Origin of the sequence: Bradyrhizobium sp. IC4059, from assembly GCF_020193615.1 — a bacterium.
In the GTDB taxonomy this organism is placed as follows: domain Bacteria; phylum Pseudomonadota; class Alphaproteobacteria; order Rhizobiales; family Xanthobacteraceae; genus Bradyrhizobium; species Bradyrhizobium yuanmingense.
This window is the reverse complement of the sequence record NZ_JADYVH010000019.1, coordinates 13,938-31,459: the sequence shown is the minus strand read 5'-3', so window position 1 is coordinate 31,459 and position 17,522 is coordinate 13,938. Positions and strand designations below refer to the sequence as shown.

The following is a 17,522-nucleotide window of genomic DNA, read 5'->3' as shown; positions in this document are numbered from 1 at the left end:
GCACTACGACGTCCTGCCCTCAAGAGCCGCCAAGCGATCAAGCACGGACTTGTCCGTCAAGCTGATCAAATGGAACAGAATGAAGGGCGTGAGAAACGGGATCAGGCACAAGGCCGCGAAGCCGACCCCCTTACCTTTCCTGCGACTAATCGGAATCGCAAAGAAGAAAAAGATAAGGGTGGTCAGCAGGAGCGGCACCATGGAGATGAGCGCATGCGCGAGCGACGGCTCCCCCATCGTCGCCTCCCTTAGAGGTCCAGCACCAGGCGCGCCGGATCTTCCAGGCTCTCCTTGACGCGGACCAGGAAGGTGACGGCTTCCTTGCCGTCGATGACGCGGTGATCGTAGGACAGCGCCAGATACATCATCGGGCGGACCTCGATCTTGCCGCCGACGACCATCGGCCGCTCCTGGATCTTGTGCATGCCCAAAATGCCGGACTGCGGCGCATTCAGGATCGGGGTCGACATCAGCGAGCCGTAGATGCCGCCATTGGTGATGGTGAAGGTGCCGCCCTGCATCTCGTCGATCTTGAGCTGGCCGTCACGGGCGCGGCGGCCGAAATCGGCGATGCTCTTCTCGATGTCGGAGATCGACTTGTGGTCGCAGTCGCGCACCACGGGCACGACCAGGCCCTTGTCGGTGCCGACGGCGACGCCGATGTGGTAGTAGTTCTTGTAGATGAGGTCGCTGCCGTCGATCTCGGCGTTGACGGCCGGGATGTCCTTCAGCGCCTGCACGACGGCCTTGGTGAAGAAGCCCATGAAGCCGAGCTTGGCGCCGTGCTTCTTCTCGAACGCGTCCTTGTAGTGCGCGCGCAGCGCCATGACGTTGGTCATGTCGACCTCGTTGAAGGTCGTGAGCATGGCCGCGGTGTTCTGCACGTCCTTGAGGCGGCGCGCGATGGTCTGGCGCAGCCGGGTCATCTTGACGCGCTCTTCGCGGGCGGCGTCATCGGCCGGCGACGGCGCGCGGACCTGAACCGCGGCGGCGGGCTGGTTGACCGGCGTCGGCGCGGAGGCGGCGCGCTCGATCGCGGCCAGCATGTCGCCCTTGGTGACGCGGCCGTCCTTGCCCGAGCCCGGAACGGTCGAGGCGTCGATGCCGGTCTCGGCGGAGAGCTTGCGCACCGACGGCGCGAGCGGCGCATCGGCCGGCGGCGCCTTCGCGGCAGCAGGAGCCGGCGCGGGAGCAGCGGCGGCAGCGGCAGGCGCCGCAGCCTTGACCGGCGCGGCGGCGGGCTTGGCTGCGCCGGCACCATCGGTGATCTGACCGAGCAGCGCGCCCACGGCAACGGTCGCACCATCGGCGGCGATGATCTCGCTCAACGTGCCGGCGGTCGGCGCGGGGACTTCGATGGTGACCTTGTCGGTCTCGAGCTCCACCAGGGGCTCGTCGACGGCGACGGGGTCGCCGGCCTTCTTGAACCAGCGGCCGATGGTGGCCTCGGTGACGGATTCGCCGAGCGTCGGCACACGAATTTCAGTCATGGTCTCATCCTTAAGGGATCGCAGGTAGCGGTCATGAATTCAGGCGTCATCGGCCGGCCAAAAGCAGGCCATCCAGCGAGCCGGGGCGCTTGCAGTCACGCCGCGGCTACTGGATGCCCCGCCCCGGTGCGCTGGTTGCGCAAGAGGCCGGGCATGACGCAGTCAAAAGTTCAGCTCAGTGCTTCGTCCAGGAACGCCTTCAGCTGAGCCTGATGCTTGGACATCAGACCCGTGGCGGTCGCGGCGGAAGCGGCGCGGCCGACATAACGCGGACGCCGGCTCGCGCCGTTCACCTGATTCAGCACCCATTCCAGATAGGGCTCGATGAAGTGCCAGGCCCCCATGTTGCGGGGCTCTTCCTGGCACCACACCATCTCGGCCTTCTTGAAGCGCGACAGCTCGGCCACCAGCGCCTTCAGCGGCACCGGATAGAGCTGCTCGACGCGCATCAGGTAGATGTCGTCGATGCCGCGCTTCTCGCGCTCCTCGTAGAGGTCGTAATAGACCTTGCCGGAGCACAGCACGATGCGGCGGATCTTCTCGTCGGGGACGAGCTTGATCGCCTCGTTCGGCAGCATCTGGGCGTCATCATAGAGGATGCGGTGGAAGGTGGTGCCCTTCGCGAGCTCGTCGAGACGCGACACCGCCCGCTTGTGACGCAGCAGCGACTTCGGCGTCATCATGATCAGCGGCTTGCGGATCTCGCGATGCAGCTGCCGGCGCAGCACGTGGAAATAGTTCGCCGGCGTGGTCGGGTAGACCACCTGCATGTTGTCTTCCGCGCACATCTGCAAGTAGCGCTCGAGGCGCGCCGAGGAGTGCTCCGGCCCCTGGCCCTCATAGCCGTGCGGCAACAGGCAGACCAGACCGGACATGCGCAGCCATTTGCGCTCGCCCGAGGAGATGAACTGGTCGAACACGACCTGCGCGCCGTTGGCGAAGTCGCCGAACTGGGCTTCCCACAGCGTCAGCGTGTTCGGCTCGGCGAGCGAATAGCCGTATTCGAAACCGAGCACGGCTTCTTCCGACAGCAGCGAGTTGATGACCTCGTAATGGCCCTGCTCGTGGCCGAGATGGTTGAACGGCGTGTAGCGGCTCTCGTCCTCCTGATCGATCAGGACCGAATGGCGCTGCGAGAAGGTGCCGCGTTCCGAATCCTGTCCGGACAGGCGGACGTGGTGGTTTTCGTTGAGCAGCGAGCAGAACGCCAGCGCCTCGCCGGTCGCCCAGTCGATGCCGTTGCCGCTCTCGATCGCCTTGGCGCGGTTATCGAGGAAGCGCTGAATGGTGCGGTGAACGCGGAAACCGTCCGGCACCTTGGTGATCTTGCGGCCGATGTCCTTCAGCGTGGCGATGTCGACGCCGGTGACGCCGCGCCGCGCATCCTCTTCCTGGTCGGCGATCTTGAAGCCCGCCCACTTGCCGTCGAGCCAGTCGGCCTTGTTCGGCTTGTAGGAGGTGCCGGCCTCGAACTCGGCATCGAGCCGGGTGCGCCAATCCGCCTTCAGCTTGTCGACCTCGCCCTCGGTGACGACGCCTTCCGCGATCAGGCGCTTGGAGTAGAGCGTCAGCGTCGAGGGATGGGCGGCGATCCGCTTGTACATCACCGGCTGGGTGAAGGCCGGCTCATCGCCCTCATTGTGGCCGTAGCGGCGGTAGCACCACATGTCGATGACGACGGGCTTGTGGAACTTCTGCCGGAATTCGGTCGCGACCTTGGCCGCGAACACGACGGCTTCCGGATCGTCGCCGTTGACGTGGAAGATCGGCGCATCGATCATCTTCGCCACATCCGACGGATAGGGCGAGGAGCGCGAGTAGCGCGGATAGGTGGTGAAGCCGATCTGGTTGTTGACGATGAAGTGCACGGAGCCGCCGGTGCGGTAGCCCTTCAGGTCGGACAGGCCGAAGCATTCAGCAACCACGCCCTGGCCGGCGAACGCGGCGTCGCCGTGCATCAGGAGCGGCATCACGGAGATGCGCATGTCAGGGGGATCGCCGTGCTGGTCCTGCTTGGCGCGGACCTTGCCGAGCACGACGGGATCGACGATCTCGAGATGCGAGGGGTTGGCGGTCAGCGACAGGTGGATGCGGTTGCCGTCGAACTCGCGGTCCGAGGAGGCGCCGAGGTGATACTTGACGTCGCCGGAGCCTTCGACCGCGTCGGGATTGGCCGAGCCGCCCTTGAACTCGTGGAATAGTGCGCGATGGGCCTTGCCCAACACCTGGGTCAGCACGTTGAGGCGGCCGCGATGCGGCATGCCGAGCACGATTTCCTTCACGCCGAGATTGCCGCCGCGCTTGATGATCTGCTCGAGCGCGGGGATCAGGGCTTCACCGCCGTCGAGGCCGAAGCGCTTGGTGCCGGTGAACTTGGTGTCGCAGAACTTTTCGAAACCCTCGGCTTCGATCAGCTTCTGCAGGATGGCCCTGCGGCCTTCACGCGTGAACGAGATCTCCTTGTCGGGTCCCTCGATGCGCTCCTGGATCCAGGCCTTCTGCGCCGCGTTGCTGATGTGCATGAACTCGACGCCGAGCGTCTGGCAGTAGGTGCGCTCGCAGATCGCGGTGATCTCGCGCAACGTGCCGTATTCGAGGCCGAGCACGTGATCGAGGAAGATCTTGCGGTCGAAATCGGCTTCGCTGAAGCCGTAGGTGCGCGGATCGAGCTCTTCGCGGTTACGCTGGGCTTCGATGCCGAGCGGATCGAGCTTGGCGTGGAAGTGGCCGCGCATGCGGTAGGAGCGGATCAGCATCAGGGCGCGGACGGAATCGCGCGTCGCCTGAAGCAGGTCGGCGGAGGAGATGTCGGCCCCCTTGGCCTGCGCCTTGGCGGCGATCTTGCCACTGACCGTCTTCTCGACCTCGGCCCAGTTGCCGTCGAGGGCGGAGGTCAGATCGTCCTTCGGGGTCAGCGGCCAGTTGTCGCGCTCCCAGGACGGGCCTTCCGCGTTCTTGCTGATGTCAGCCGGCGCGTCGTTCAGGCTCTTGAAGAACTCCTGCCACTCGGCATCGACCGAGGACGGGTCCTTCTGGTAGCGGGCGTAGATTTCGTCGATGTAGGTGGCGTTGGTGCCCTGCAAAAAGGATGACAGGGCAAAGGCTGCGTTCGCGTCTTGGCGAGACATACTTGAGTTCCTGGCGATTTCGATTCGCGCATAACAAACGGCGCTGGCGCCGAGCTCCCCCGACAGGGCTCGACGCGACAGGCACCCTTTACCCTATTTGCTGCGAAACTTCGCCCGGAAAAGCACGAAGAACTGAATTAGCCTTTCAACTTTTCGGCAAGCGTGTGGCCGAGGCGGGCGGGCGACGGGGACACTGTAATTCCTGCGGATTTCATCGCCTCGGTCTTGGAACCGGCATCGCCCTTGCCGCCGGAGATGATGGCGCCGGCATGACCCATGCGGCGGCCGGGAGGGGCGGTGACGCCGGCGATGAAGCCGACCATCGGCTTCTTGCGGCCGCGCTTGGCCTCGTCCTTGAGGAACTGGGCGGCGTCCTCCTCGGCGGAACCGCCGATCTCGCCGATCATGATGATCGATTCGGTCTTGGGGTCGGCGAGCAGCATCTCCAGCACGTCGATGAACTCGGTGCCCTTGACCGGGTCGCCGCCGATGCCGACCGCGGTGGTCTGGCCGAGGCCTTCCTGGGAGGTCTGGAACACGGCTTCATAGGTCAGCGTGCCCGAGCGGGAGACGATGCCGACCGAGCCGGTCTTGAAGATGTTGGCGGGCATGATGCCGATCTTGCACTCGCCGGCGGTCATGACGCCCGGGCAGTTCGGCCCGATCAGGCGCGACTTGGAGCCGAGCAGCGAGCGCTTGACGCGAACCATGTCGATCACAGGAATGCCCTCGGTGATGCAGACGATCAGCGGGACCTCGGCGTCGATGGCCTCGCAGATCGCGTCCGCCGCGCCCGGCGGCGGCACGTAGATCACCGACGCGTCGGCGCCGGTCTTCTCACGCGCCTCGCGCACGGTGTCGAACACCGGCAGGCCCAGATGCGTTGAGCCGCCTTTGCCCGGCGAGGTGCCGCCGACCATCTTGGTGCCGTAGGCAATCGCGGCCTCCGAGTGGAAGGTGCCGTTCTTGCCGGTGAAGCCCTGGCAGATGACCTTGGTGTTCTTGTCGATCAGGATGGACATGAGGTCTGCTTTCGCGAAACTAACAGAGTGAGTGGGTCAGTGGATGCGGCGGTAGACGCCGGTGAGGACGTCGGACCAGCCTTCCGCGTCCGGCGAGAATTGAATCTTCAACGAGTAGGAATCCTCATTGATGATCTCGTAGACGTGGCGCGCATTGCCGCGGAGCGAACCGCGCACCAGCGTCAGGGTCTTGCCGGCCCAGCCGCCCGAGGCGGGCGATGGCGGCGTATAGCCGAGCGAATCGTACCAGAACAATTTGTAGGTCCGGTCGTCGCGGTCGAAGGTGAAGATGCCGTGGGTGGCGAAGACCTGCTTGCCGTCGCGCATCTGGACGGAGTCCTGGATCAGATAAAAGCCGTTGAGATCCATGCGCGCGACGGTGCGCGAGGTCGCCGGCCCGCCCGCCGTCCAGCGCGACGGGAAGACCATCTCCTCACCATCCCATTCGCCGGCGAACGCGGCGAGGCGCGCATGCTCGGGGAGCGGAGATGATGCGGCGAGATGGTCCTGGGCCATGGCGCTAGCCTCCCTTGACGGCCTTCACGATCTTCTGCGCGGCGTCGTCGAGATTGTCGGCGGGCACCACGTTCAGTCCGGATTCACGGATGATCTTCTTGCCGAGCTCGACATTGGTGCCTTCGAGGCGGACCACCAGCGGCACGCTCAGGCCGACCTCGCGAACCGCAGCAGTGACGCCCTCGGCGATCACGTCGCACTTCATGATGCCGCCGAAGATGTTGACCAGGATGCCCTTCACGTTGGGATCGGCGGTGATGATCTTGAACGCGGCCGCGACCTTCTCCTTGCTGGCGCTGCCGCCGACGTCGAGGAAGTTGGCCGGCGCCATGCCGTAGAGCTTGATGATGTCCATCGTCGCCATGGCGAGACCGGCGCCGTTGACCATGCAGCCGATATTGCCGTCGAGCGTGACGTAGTTGAGATCGTATTTCGACGCCTCGATTTCCTTGGCGTCTTCCTCGGTCAGATCGCGCAACGACACCGCGATCTCGGGATGGCGGAACAGGGCGTTGTCGTCGAAGGACACCTTGGCATCGAGCACGCGGAGCTCGCCCTGCTTGGTCACGACCAGCGGATTGATCTCCAGCATCGACATGTCCTTGGCGACGAAGGCCGCGTAGAGCTGCGCGGTGAGCTTCTCGGCCTGCTTGGCGAGGTCGCCGGACAGATTCAGCGCCTTCGCGACCGTGCGGCCGTGATGGCCCATGATGCCGGTCGCCGGATCGACCGAGAAGGTCACGATCTTCTCCGGCGTGTTGTGCGCGACGTCCTCGATGTTGACGCCGCCTTCGGTCGACACCACGAAGGAGACGCGCGAGGTCTCGCGGTCGACCAGGATCGAGAGGTAGAATTCCTTGTCGATGTCGGAGCCGTCCTCGATGTAGAGGCGGTTGACCTGCTTGCCGGCAGGTCCCGTCTGCACGGTGACCAGCGTCGCGCCCAGCATCTGCTTGGCGAATTCGTTGACCTCTTCCACCGACTTGGCGATGCGGACGCCGCCTTTGTCGCCGGCGGATGCTTCCTTGAACTTGCCCTTGCCGCGCCCGCCGGCATGGATCTGGCTCTTCACCACCCAAACCGGGCCGGGAAGCTGTCTTGCGGCGGCGTCGGAGTCCGAGGCCTTGAGAACCGCTACGCCGCGCGAAATCGGAACGCCGAATTCATGCAGCAGCGCTTTGGCCTGATATTCATGGATATTCATATGGTCGCTCCCTGAACCCGCGGGCGGTGACCTCATGGGCCCACCTCAGTCTTGTGGCTGGCATACCATATACCACAGGAACTGCAACCCGGATTCTTTGACAATCGAGATCTACCGAGACCGGAACCCCACCCCGGTCAGCCGGGGTCCGGAAGTGAAACCGCCGAAGACCGGGTTTCGATCTTCGGCGGGTATTGCTTTGCCTTAGCGGCCGAGAAGATCGGGTGCGATCTTCTTGCAGGCATCGACCAAGCCCTGCACGGCACCGACCGACTTGTCAAACGCCTCGCGGTCCTTGCCGGCGAGTTCGATCTCGACCACGCGCTCGACGCCCTTGGCGCCGATCACGACGGGCACGCCGACATACATGTCCTTCACGCTGTACTCGCCGTTGAGATAGGCGGCGCAGGGCAGCACGCGCTTCTTGTCCTTCAGATAGCTCTCGGCCATCGCGATCGCGGAGGCGGCAGGGGCGTAGAAGGCCGAGCCGGTCTTGAGCAGGTTGACGATCTCGGCGCCGCCATTGCGGGTGCGGTCGACGATCTCGTCGAGGCGCGCCTGTGAGGTCCAGCCCATCTTGACGAGGTCGGGCAGCGGGATGCCGGCGACGGTGGAGTACTTCACCAGCGGCACCATGGTGTCGCCGTGGCCGCCGAGCACGAAGGCGGTGACGTCCTCGACCGAGACGTTGAACTCGTCGGCGAGGAAGTAGCGGAAGCGGGCCGAATCCAGCACGCCGGCCATGCCGACGACCTTCTTGTGCGGCAGGCCCGAAGCCTTCTGCAGCGCCCAGACCATGGCGTCGAGCGGGTTGGTGATGCAGATGACGAAGGCGTCGGGGGCGTACTTCTTGATGCCGGCGCCGACCTGCTCCATGACCTTGAGGTTGATGGAGAGGAGGTCGTCGCGGCTCATGCCGGGCTTGCGCGGCACGCCGGCGGTGACGATGCAGACCTTGGCGTTGTCGAGCGCCTCATAGGAGTTCGCGCCGGTGTAGTGGGCGTCGAAGCCGTCGACCGGCGAGGACTGCGCGATGTCGAGCGCCTTGCCCTGCGGCACGCCCTCGGCGATGTCGAACATCACGACGTCGCCCAGTTCTTTCAGGCCGATGAGGTGAGCCAGCGTTCCGCCGATCTGGCCGGAGCCAATCAAAGCAATCTTGTCGCGCGCCATGTGAACCTGTCCTTTAGACACGTAAGGAGGGGAAACTGAGACGGGTGGTTATCCCTTTCGTCTCCCCCGTTCAAGTCGCCCAATGCCCAATTGTCGGGCTTGCCGAGATAGCAGCCAGCATACCCCGGCCGTCATTCCGGGGCGCGCGAAGCGCGAGCCCGGAATCCATAACCACCATCCGGAGTATGGATTCCGGGCTCGTCGCTTTGCGACGCCCCGGAATGACGGCGGGGATAGGACTTAAGTCTCGACCAAGCCCTTGGTCGAGCCGCTGGCGGTGGAATCCTTGCGGCCGTGAGGCAGCGCCAGATAGGATTCCGAGCTCATTTCGATCAGGCGCGAGGCGGTCCGGTTGAACTCCATGGCCTCGGCGCCATCGGTCGCGAGGTAGAGCGAGATCGGATTGGCGTCGGCCGAGGCCATCAGCTTCACGGCGTTGTCATAGAGCGTATCGATCAGGGTGATGAAGCGCTTGGCCGCGTTGCGCTGGGAGAGGTCCATCACTGGAATATGGTCGACCAGGAGGGTGTGATAGTCGTGCGCCAGCCTGAGGTAGTCGGATGCACCGAGCGGCTGCTCGCAGAGGTCGGCGAAGGAGAATCGCGCCACGCCATGGGCCGAGCACGGCACGTGCAGAATGCGGCCCTTGATCGAAATGTCACGCGAGCGGCATTTGGCGCCGCCCGTCATCCGCTTCCAGGCCCGATCGAGCGCGGCGTCCGCATCGCCATCGGCCGGTGTCAGCCACATCGGCACGCCCTGCAGCTTCTCCAGGCGGAAGTCGGTGCGCGCATCGAGCCGCGCGACGTCCATGTGGTCGGTGATCTGCTTGATGAAGGGCAGGAACAGCGAGCGGTTCAGGCCACCCTTGTAGAGATCGTCGGGCGCGACGTTGGAGGTCGCGACCACGACGGTGCCGAGCTCGAACAATTTGGCGAACAGGCGGCCCAGGATCATCGCGTCCGCGATGTCGGTGACGTGGAATTCGTCGAAGCAGAGCAGCCAGCTCTCCTCGAAGATCGCATTGGCCGTCAGAGCGATGACGTCGCTGTCGGCGATCTCGCCGCGCGCGATGCTCTGGCGATAATCGTAGATGCGCTCGTGCACGTCCGCCATGAACTCGTGGAAATGCGCGCGGCGCTTATGCTCGACCGATGAGTGCTGGAAGAACAGGTCCATCAGCATGGTCTTGCCGCGGCCGACCTCGCCGTGGATGTAAAGCCCGCGCGGCGCCTCGTCCTTGTCACCAGAGCTGAACAGGCGGCTGAGCAGGCCCTGCTTGCGGGTGGGCTTGTAGGTCGAAAGCCGCAGGTCCAGCGCCGCATAGGCCTCGGCGACCTCGGCCTGCGCGGGATCCGGCTCGATCGCGCCGGACGCGATCTCGGCCTGATAGGCCTCGCGGAATGAGGGATTTGGGGTGGAGAGCATGGCTCTTTACCGCCAGAGACGGACGGAAATTGCAAGCCGTGAAATGGGGTCAGAGGTATGCGCGTTTCTTCTCCCTCGCCCCGTTCTTACGGGGCGCGACGAGCTTCGCTCGCGCTGGGAGGGTCGGGGTGAGGGGCTCTATCCGCGTATGAGATCCATCGAAAGACCTGTCCCCCCTCACCCGGATCGCGAGAGCGATCCGACCTCTCCCCGCAAGCGGGGAGAGGTTAAGAAAGAAATTACTCACACAGCTCGTAGGCATCCTCGACCACATACGGGCCGCCGCCGGTGGACGCGCGCGAGGAGAACAGCACGAAGCGTTCGGCCATGAACGCCTTGCTCGGGAAATAGCCGCGCAGCGAGAGATAATCGGCGACGTCGCGGTCGGAGGCATCGTGCAGCCTCGCAAGCGTGACGTGCGGGATGAACTTGCGTCCCTCCGGGTCGAGGCCGATCCGCTGCATCATGCGCTCGAGCTCGGCCTGCAATTCCATCAGCGGCTTGCTCGGCGCAATCGTGGCGACCACCGCGCGGGGCTTGCGGCCGCCGAAGCTGGTGAGCCCCTGCACCTTCACCTCGAACGGCTTGCGGTCGACGCGAAACAGCATCGAAGCGATCTCGTTGGCGGAAGCCCCGTCAATGTCGCCGATGAAGCGCAGGGTGACGTGATAATTTTCGGGATCGATCCAGCGGGCGCCGGGGAGGCCACCTCTCAAGTTGGAAAGCGACTGGCCGATTTCGGCCGGAATTTCCAGACCCGTGAACAAACGCGGCATCGTTTCGCACTCCCGATGCTTGGGTACGGTGCTCGAACAGCGAGAACCATATCCAAATTAGAGCCGGCGACGAATCACCGGTACCCTGATTCCTATCGCAGTTGTGTGACTCTGCGAAGCACACCGCGCCTCACCCCGGTAAAACCCTGGGAATTAGGTTTAGCGCTGCCTGGTTTTCAACGCCGTTGCTCAGCGATCGTGCCAATGAATGCCTCCACCATGGGCATGATCCTGCCGACGATGATGTCGACGCCATCAGCGGTCGGATGAATGCCGTCGGCCTGGTTGAGCTTGGCCTCCGCCGCGACGCCTTCGAGGAAGAACGGATAGAGCGGCACGTCGAATGTCTTCGCCAGATCCGGATAAATCGAATTGAAGCGCGCGGCGTATTCGGCGCCGTAATTCGGCGGCGCCAGCATGCCGCAGAGCAAGACCGCAATCTTGCGCGCCTTGAGCCGCTGGACGATGTCGGTCAGCGCGGCGCGCGCCACGTCGGGATCGATGCCGCGCAACGCGTCATTGGCGCCGAGCTCGACGATGACACCGTCAGTTCCATCGGGCACCGACCAATCGAGCCGGTCGCGGCCGCCCGAGGTGGTGTCGCCGGACACCCCGGCATTGGTCATGTCGACCTCTATGCCTTTGGCCCGCAAGGCTTTTTGAAGCTGTTGGGGGAACGCCTCCTGGGCCGGAAGGCCAAGGCCCGCGCTCAAGGAATCGCCGAGGACGACCAGCTTGACCGGTTTTGTCGCACCCGCCCAAGCGGGATTCGCCATCGTCATGACGGCGAGCATCAACACGGCTATGTGCATGAACAATCCGTAACGCCTCTCGACCCCGCGTGCGGACTTGCCATATGACCGGACCATGGACACTCGCATCGACCCCTCTTCGCTCGCCGCTACCGCGGACACCATCGCCATCTCCAACGTCAACCTCTCATTGGGCACGGGCGCGGCACGCGTTCACATCCTCAAGGATATCAGCCTGCGGGTCGGCCGGAGCGAGACGATCGGCCTGATCGGCCCGTCAGGCTCGGGCAAATCCACGCTGCTGATGGTGATGGCGGGGCTGGAACGTCCTGATAGCGGAGAGGTGGTGGTGAATGGCACGCCTTTCAATGCCCTCGACGAGGACGCGCTGGCGCGCTTCCGCGGCCGCCAGGTCGGCATCGTCTTCCAGTCCTTCCACCTGATCCCGACCATGACGGCGCTGGAGAACGTTGCTGTGCCGCTCGAACTCGCCGGCAACCCCGATGCCGCCAAGCGCGCGGCAGAGGAGCTGCAATCGGTCGGGCTCGGTGACCGCCTGCATCATTATCCGACCCAGCTCTCCGGCGGCGAGCAGCAGCGCGTCGCGCTCGCCCGCGCGCTGGCACCCGATCCCGCGATCCTGGTCGCTGACGAGCCGACCGGCAATCTCGACGAGACCACCGGTAAGCAGATCGTCGATCTGCTGTTCAGCAAGCACGCCGAGCGCGGCATGACCTTGGTGCTGGTGACGCACGATTCCTCGCTCGCGCATCGCTGCGATCGCGTCATCCGCCTGCGCTCCGGGCGCATCGACACGCAGTCTGCGCCCGCATGAGCGCCGTGGCCGAATCGTTCGCGAAGCCGAACGCCGTCGCGCTGTCGCTGCGCTACGCCTTGCGCGAATTGCGCGGCGGCCTGCGCGGCTTCTACGTCTTCATCGCCTGCATCGCGCTCGGCGTGATGGCGATTGCCGGCGTCGGCTCGGTGTCGGCGAGCCTGAGCGACGGTCTCGCACGCGAGGGCCGCACGCTGCTCGGCGGCGACGTCTCCTTCGTGCTGTTCCAGCGCGAGGCCAAGCCGGAAGAGGTCGCGTTCCTGCGTTCGCGCGGCACGCTGTCGGCGGCTGCGACCTTGCGCGGCATGGCGCGTTCGGCTGACGGCAAGCTGGCGCTGGTCGAGATGAAGGCGGTCGATAACACCTATCCGATGCTGGGACAGCTGACGCTGGCACCAAAGCTGCCGATGGCCGATCTGCTCGCCGAGCGTGACGGCGCGTTCGGTGCCGCCGCCGATCCGACGCTGCTGGCGCGGCTTTCGCTCAAGACCGGCGACCGCGTCACGATCGGGTCCGCAACGTTCCAGATCCGCTCCACCGTCGAGGCCGAGCCGGACAAGCTCGCCGGCGGCATCGGCTTCGGGCCGCGCTTTCTGATCAGCGAGGCGGCCTTGCGCGCCACCGGCCTGATCCAGCCCGGCAGCCTGGTGCGCTGGGTCTACCGGGTCAAGCTGCCGGAGGCCGCGAACAACGAGCGCGCCACCGAAGCCTTCATCGCGGATGCGCGCAGCGCCGCGCCGCAGGCCGGCTGGGAGATCCGCAGCCGCTCCAACGCCTCGCCGCAGCTCGAGCGCAACATCAACCGCTTCACGCAGTTCCTGACGCTGGTCGGCCTTGCCGCGCTGCTGGTCGGCGGCGTCGGCGTCGCCAATGCCGTCAAGAGTCACATCGACCGCAAGCTCGAGGTGATCGCCGCCTTCAAGGCCGTCGGGGCCACCGGCCGGGACGTGTTCGGCATCTACCTGGCGCAAGTGGTCCTGCTGGCCGCGATCGGGTCCGTGATCGGCCTGGCGCTCGGCGCCGCGATGCCCTTTGCGATCGTTGGCCTGTTCGGCAAGCTGTTGCCGCTGCCGGTGGTGCCGGCCGTGCACACCGACGAGCTCGCGCTGTCCTTCCTCTACGGCCTCCTCACCGCGCTCGCCTTCGGCCTGTGGCCGCTCGCGCGCGTGCACGACGTGCCGGTAGCCGCGCTGTTCCGCGACACCATCAGCTCCGAATGGCACCGGCCACGCGCGAGCTATCTCGTGTTCATGGCCGTCGTGATCGCACTCCTCATCACGGTCGTGATCGGCCTGTCGTTCGACAGGCGCATCGCCGCGGTGTTCGTGGCCTCCTCAGTGGTCGTGTTCGCCTTGCTGCGCGGCATCGCCGCCCTGCTGATGACGATCGCACGACGGCTGCCACGGACGCGGCTGCCGATGCTGCGGCTTGCGATCGCCAACATCCACCGGCCGGGCGCGCTGACGCCGTCCGTCGTGCTGTCGCTGGGGCTCGGGCTCGCCGTGCTCGTCACCATCACCCAGATCGACGGCAATCTGCGCCGGCAGTTCCTGGCGGCGCTCCCCGACCAGGCGCCATCGTTCTTCTTCATCGACATTCCGAGCGCGCAGGCCGAGCAGTTCGATGGGTATCTGCGCCAGATCGCCCCCGGCGCCAGGATCGAGGACGTGCCGATGCTGCGCGGACGCATCGTCGCCGCGCGCGGGGTGCGCGCCGAGGAGCTCAAGCCGACCACGGATTCCGAATGGGTGCTGCAGAGCGATCGCGGCCTGACCTACACCGCCGAGCTGCCGAAGGGCTCCAAGGTGGTCGAGGGCGAATGGTGGCGCGCCGATTATTCCGGCCCGCCGCTGGTCTCGATGGAGAAGAAGATCGCCGACGGGCTCGGCCTCAAGCTCGGCGACGAGGTGGTGGTCAACGTGCTCGGCCGCGACATTCCGGCCAAGATCAGCAATTTGCGCACGATCGACTGGCAGGGTCTCGGCATCAATTTCGTCCTGGTGTTCTCGCCCAACGCCTTCAAGGGCGCGCCGCACACCCATATCGCGACGCTGACGGAAGCGGGCGGAAAGGCGGCGGGCGACGGCAAGATCATCAAGGAGGTCGCCGACGCCTATCCGATGGTGACGAGCGTGCGCGTGCGCGAGGTGATGGAGACGGTCGGCTCCGTGGTGACCAATCTGGCCCTGGCGATCCGCGGCGCCAGCGCCGTGACGCTGATCTCCGCGATCCTGGTGCTGGGCGGGGCGCTCGCCGCCGGCCACCGCCACCGCGTCTATGATGCGGTAATCCTCAAGACCCTCGGCGCGACGCGGCTGCGGCTGCTCGGCGCCTATGCCCTCGAATACCTGCTGATCGGCCTTGCCACCGCGGTGTTCGGGGTGATCGCGGGCAGCATCGCGGCCTGGCTGATCGTGACGCGGCTGATGACGCTGAGCTTCGTCTGGCAGGCCGGCAGCGCCGCCGGCGTGGTCGCCGCCGCGCTGGTCGTGACCGTCGGGCTCGGGCTTGCCGGCACGCTGCTGGCATTGAACAAAAAGCCGGCGACGGTGTTGCGAAATTTGTGACAAAATGTAGCGGCAGATCGTGCCGGGCGGAATCGGCCCGGTTTCGGCGATTAACCACGCTACCGGTCAGCTTCGCGTCAGGATTGACGCCGAGGGCGACATTCAGCCGCGCGTGGAAGGTTGCGGCGAATGTGTTAGTTTCCCACATATCGGATGGGTTCGGAGTCCCGATTGTGAGCCAAAATTCAGTCGGCTGGCAGCGGTCTCCGAGATAGAATTTGACGAACCGGCGGCATGGCGACCCTCGTGCCGGACCGGACCAACCAACGGGAATTCGACCATGTCGGACCTAGACCGTAACTACGCTTCTCCTTTCGGCAGGGCCGCCGGGCGTGTTGACGCCGCGACGGTCGATGCCGGCCTGCGCGCCTATATGCTGCGCATCTACAACTACATGAGCATTGGCCTGGCCATCACCGGCCTTGCCGCGCTCGGCGTCTACATGGCCGCCGTGACCGACGTTCCGACGGCGGACGCCGTCCGCGTCGGCAAGGTGTTCCTGACACCGTTCGGCTACGCCATGTTCGTCAGCCCCCTGAAGTGGCTGTTCATCCTGGCGCCGCTCGCGATGGTGTTCGTGATCTCGGCGGGCATCAACCGTCTGGCACCCTCGACCGCCCAGATCCTGTTCTGGGTGTTCGCGGCGCTGATGGGCATCTCGCTGTCGTCGATCTTCCTGGTGTTCACGCACACCTCGATCGTGCGGGTGTTCTTCATCACCGCGGCGACCTTCGGTGCGCTGAGCCTCTACGGCTACACCACCAAGCGTGACCTGACCGGCATGGGCTCGTTCCTGTTCATGGGCCTGATCGGCATCGTTCTCGCCAGCCTGGTGAACCTGTTCCTGGCCAGCTCGATGCTGCAGTTCATCGTGTCGGTGGTCGGCGTGCTGGTGTTCTCGGGCCTGACCGCCTGGGATACCCAGCGGCTGAAGAACGACTACATCTACGGCTATGCCTCGGCCGGCGGTGACGTCGCAGAGCGTTCGGCCATCACCGGCGCACTGTCGCTGTACCTGAACTTCATCAACCTGTTCACGCTGCTGCTGCAGCTCCTCGGCCAGCGCGAGTAAGCTCTGAGACGAGAGAACGGACACGAACCCCGGCCGAAAGGCCGGGGTTTTTGTTTTGAGGGTACGGCCTCTCCCCGTCATTGCGAGGAGCTCGCGACAAAATTGCGCAGCAATTTTGCGCCGATGCGACGACGCAATCCAGAGCCCCTCCGCAGATGCATTTCTGGATTGCTTCGCTGCGCTCGCAATGACGGGTGTGGAGGCAGCGCAGCCTCTTCCGGCCCCTCAGGGAACGCTCTATCCTTCCCCCATGTCCGCACCCGATATCAGGCCCACCACCGAGGCCGACCTCCCCGCCGTCACCGCCATCTACCAGCAGGCCGTCCGCGAGGGCACGGCGACGTTCGAGCTGGAGCCGCCCGACCTCTCGGAAATGACGCGCCGCTATCGCGCGCTGATCGACGGCGGCTATCCCTATTTCGTCGCCATGCTGGACGGCCGCGTGGCCGGCTATGCCTATGCCGGCGCCTACCGGCCGCGGCCCGCCTATCGCTTCACGGTGGAGAACTCGATCTATCTCGATCCGTCCTTCCACCGCCGCGGCGTCGGCTCAATGCTGCTGGAACGGCTGATCGTCGAATGCGAAGCGCGCGGCTTTCGCCAGATGATCGCTGTCATCGGCGATTCCGCCAATGCCGGGTCGATCGGCGTGCACACAAGGTGCGGCTTCAAGATGATCGGCACGCATCCCAGTGTCGGGCTGAAATTCGGCCGCTGGCTGGACACCGTGATGATGCAGCGCGACCTCGGCGAGGGCGCAAGCACGGTGCCGGGGAAGTAGTTCATCCGTCATTCCGGGGCGATGCACAGCATCGAACCCGGAATCCATTGAACGGCAGGGGCGGTGGAGGGAGGGATGGATTCCGGGCTAGCGACTTCGTCGCGCCCCGGAATGACGATCGATGGTTCGGCTAAACCACCGCCAGTTTGCGATCGATCACCAGCAGCACCCGCTCGAGCTCGTGGCCGCGACGCAGGATCAGGCCGGTCGCCGAGATCACGCTGTACATGCCCTGCTTGCGCGCCAGGCGCGGGTCCTTCTCGATGCGATAGATCGGCACTTCCGAGGCGCGGCGATAGACCGAGAACACGGCGCGGTCCTTCAGGAAGTCGATGGCATAGTCGCGCCATTCGCCGTCGGCGACCATGCGGCCGTAGAGATTGAGAATCCGGTGCAGCTCGAGCCGGTTGAACGTCACCCGGTTCGGCTGCGCATGCGCCGCGGCAGGACGCGCCGCCGCGCGCTGCTCGCTCGGATCGGCATCCTCCGACGTCAGACTCATGGGAAGCGCCTCCTCATCGCACGGCTACCCGCGTCCGCCAAGATCGTCCCGGAACCGCGTTCGTGACAATTGCATGATTGCGCCAACCGTTCCGCATCGCAAGGGGCTCGACCCATCGAATCGGCGTCGCATCAGGGCACACGCAAGGGTGGAACTCCGTCGCGGCAAACCGTCACGGGATCGTTAGCAGGAATCATAGTATCGCCGCTTTTCTGCCAACCGCCTGCCGCCCTGCACTGCGAAAAGGGTGACGTGCGTTGACCCGGTCCTTTCGGT

15 protein-coding genes are annotated in these 17,522 nt (G+C 65.1%); 4 read left to right on the top strand and 11 right to left on the bottom strand.

The genetic code is table 11. The features are described 5' to 3' along the window. Positions 1–3: 3 nt before the first annotated feature. The 10 genes from I6F12_RS35115 to I6F12_RS35070 all read right to left on the bottom strand — a co-directional run bounded on the left by I6F12_RS35115 (position 4) and on the right by I6F12_RS35070 (position 11,549). Positions 4–237 carry a hypothetical protein gene (locus I6F12_RS35115; protein ID WP_036024626.1) on the bottom strand — a complete coding sequence of 78 codons (234 nt, stop codon included), beginning with the start codon at positions 235–237 and terminating at the stop codon, positions 4–6. An 11-nt stretch (positions 238–248) separates the two neighbouring features. Continuing rightward, entirely contained in the window at positions 249–1,490 is a 1,242-nt protein-coding gene (gene odhB / locus I6F12_RS35110) for a 2-oxoglutarate dehydrogenase complex dihydrolipoyllysine-residue succinyltransferase (RefSeq protein ID WP_225158373.1), read from the bottom strand. Positions 1,491–1,660: 170 nt separating this feature from the next. Continuing rightward, entirely contained in the window at positions 1,661–4,618 is a 2,958-nt protein-coding gene (locus I6F12_RS35105; protein ID WP_225158372.1) for a 2-oxoglutarate dehydrogenase E1 component, read from the bottom strand. A gap of 137 nt (positions 4,619–4,755) precedes the next feature. Further along, on the bottom strand, positions 4,756–5,640 hold the full coding sequence (sucD, locus tag I6F12_RS35100; protein WP_036008780.1) for a succinate--CoA ligase subunit alpha: 885 nt from the start codon (positions 5,638–5,640) through the stop codon (positions 4,756–4,758). A gap of 36 nt (positions 5,641–5,676) precedes the next feature. Continuing rightward, a complete protein-coding gene (locus I6F12_RS35095) occupies positions 5,677–6,156 on the bottom strand; it encodes a DUF1579 family protein (protein ID WP_036024613.1) in 480 nt (159 codons plus the stop codon). A gap of 4 nt (positions 6,157–6,160) precedes the next feature. Further along, on the bottom strand, positions 6,161–7,360 hold the full coding sequence (sucC, locus tag I6F12_RS35090; RefSeq protein WP_036008785.1) for an ADP-forming succinate--CoA ligase subunit beta: 1,200 nt from the start codon (positions 7,358–7,360) through the stop codon (positions 6,161–6,163). Positions 7,361–7,564: 204 nt separating this feature from the next. Next, positions 7,565–8,533, bottom strand: coding sequence for a malate dehydrogenase (mdh, locus tag I6F12_RS35085; protein ID WP_025032846.1), 969 nt, complete (start codon positions 8,531–8,533; stop codon positions 7,565–7,567). 240 nt (positions 8,534–8,773) lie between these two features. Beyond that, positions 8,774–9,961, bottom strand: a complete 1,188-nt coding sequence (zapE, locus tag I6F12_RS35080) for a cell division protein ZapE (protein ID WP_225148678.1) — start codon at positions 9,959–9,961, stop codon at positions 8,774–8,776. Between the two features lie 239 nt (positions 9,962–10,200). Then, positions 10,201–10,737: an RNA 2',3'-cyclic phosphodiesterase gene (gene thpR / locus I6F12_RS35075; RefSeq protein WP_027572985.1), complete on the bottom strand. Its 537-nt coding sequence runs from the start codon at positions 10,735–10,737 to the stop codon at positions 10,201–10,203. Positions 10,738–10,913: 176 nt separating this feature from the next. Further along, positions 10,914–11,549 (bottom strand): arylesterase, encoded by a 636-nt coding sequence (locus I6F12_RS35070; RefSeq protein ID WP_225158371.1) that lies wholly within the window; start codon positions 11,547–11,549, stop codon positions 10,914–10,916. 55 nt (positions 11,550–11,604) lie between these two features. On the opposite strand from I6F12_RS35070, the gene I6F12_RS35065 reads away from it, so the two are divergent. The 4 genes from I6F12_RS35065 (at position 11,605) to I6F12_RS35050 (ending at position 16,744) form a co-directional block, all read left to right on the top strand. After that, positions 11,605–12,324 (top strand): ABC transporter ATP-binding protein, encoded by a 720-nt coding sequence (locus I6F12_RS35065; RefSeq protein WP_036024603.1) that lies wholly within the window; start codon positions 11,605–11,607, stop codon positions 12,322–12,324. After that, positions 12,321–14,891, top strand: coding sequence for an FtsX-like permease family protein (locus I6F12_RS35060; RefSeq protein ID WP_225158370.1), 2,571 nt, complete (start codon positions 12,321–12,323; stop codon positions 14,889–14,891). The genes I6F12_RS35065 and I6F12_RS35060 overlap by 4 nt, the downstream gene beginning before the upstream one ends. A 280-nt stretch (positions 14,892–15,171) precedes the next feature. Beyond that, positions 15,172–15,963, top strand: a complete 792-nt coding sequence (locus I6F12_RS35055) for a Bax inhibitor-1/YccA family protein (RefSeq protein WP_036008808.1) — start codon at positions 15,172–15,174, stop codon at positions 15,961–15,963. 250 nt (positions 15,964–16,213) lie between these two features. Next, on the top strand, positions 16,214–16,744 hold the full coding sequence (locus tag I6F12_RS35050; RefSeq protein WP_036008811.1) for a GNAT family N-acetyltransferase: 531 nt from the start codon (positions 16,214–16,216) through the stop codon (positions 16,742–16,744). 130 nt (positions 16,745–16,874) lie between these two features. Here I6F12_RS35050 and I6F12_RS35045 read toward each other — a convergent pair whose 3' ends face one another. Further along, positions 16,875–17,246, bottom strand: coding sequence for a DUF2794 domain-containing protein (locus I6F12_RS35045; protein ID WP_036008814.1), 372 nt, complete (start codon positions 17,244–17,246; stop codon positions 16,875–16,877). Positions 17,247–17,522: the final 276 nt, after the last annotated feature.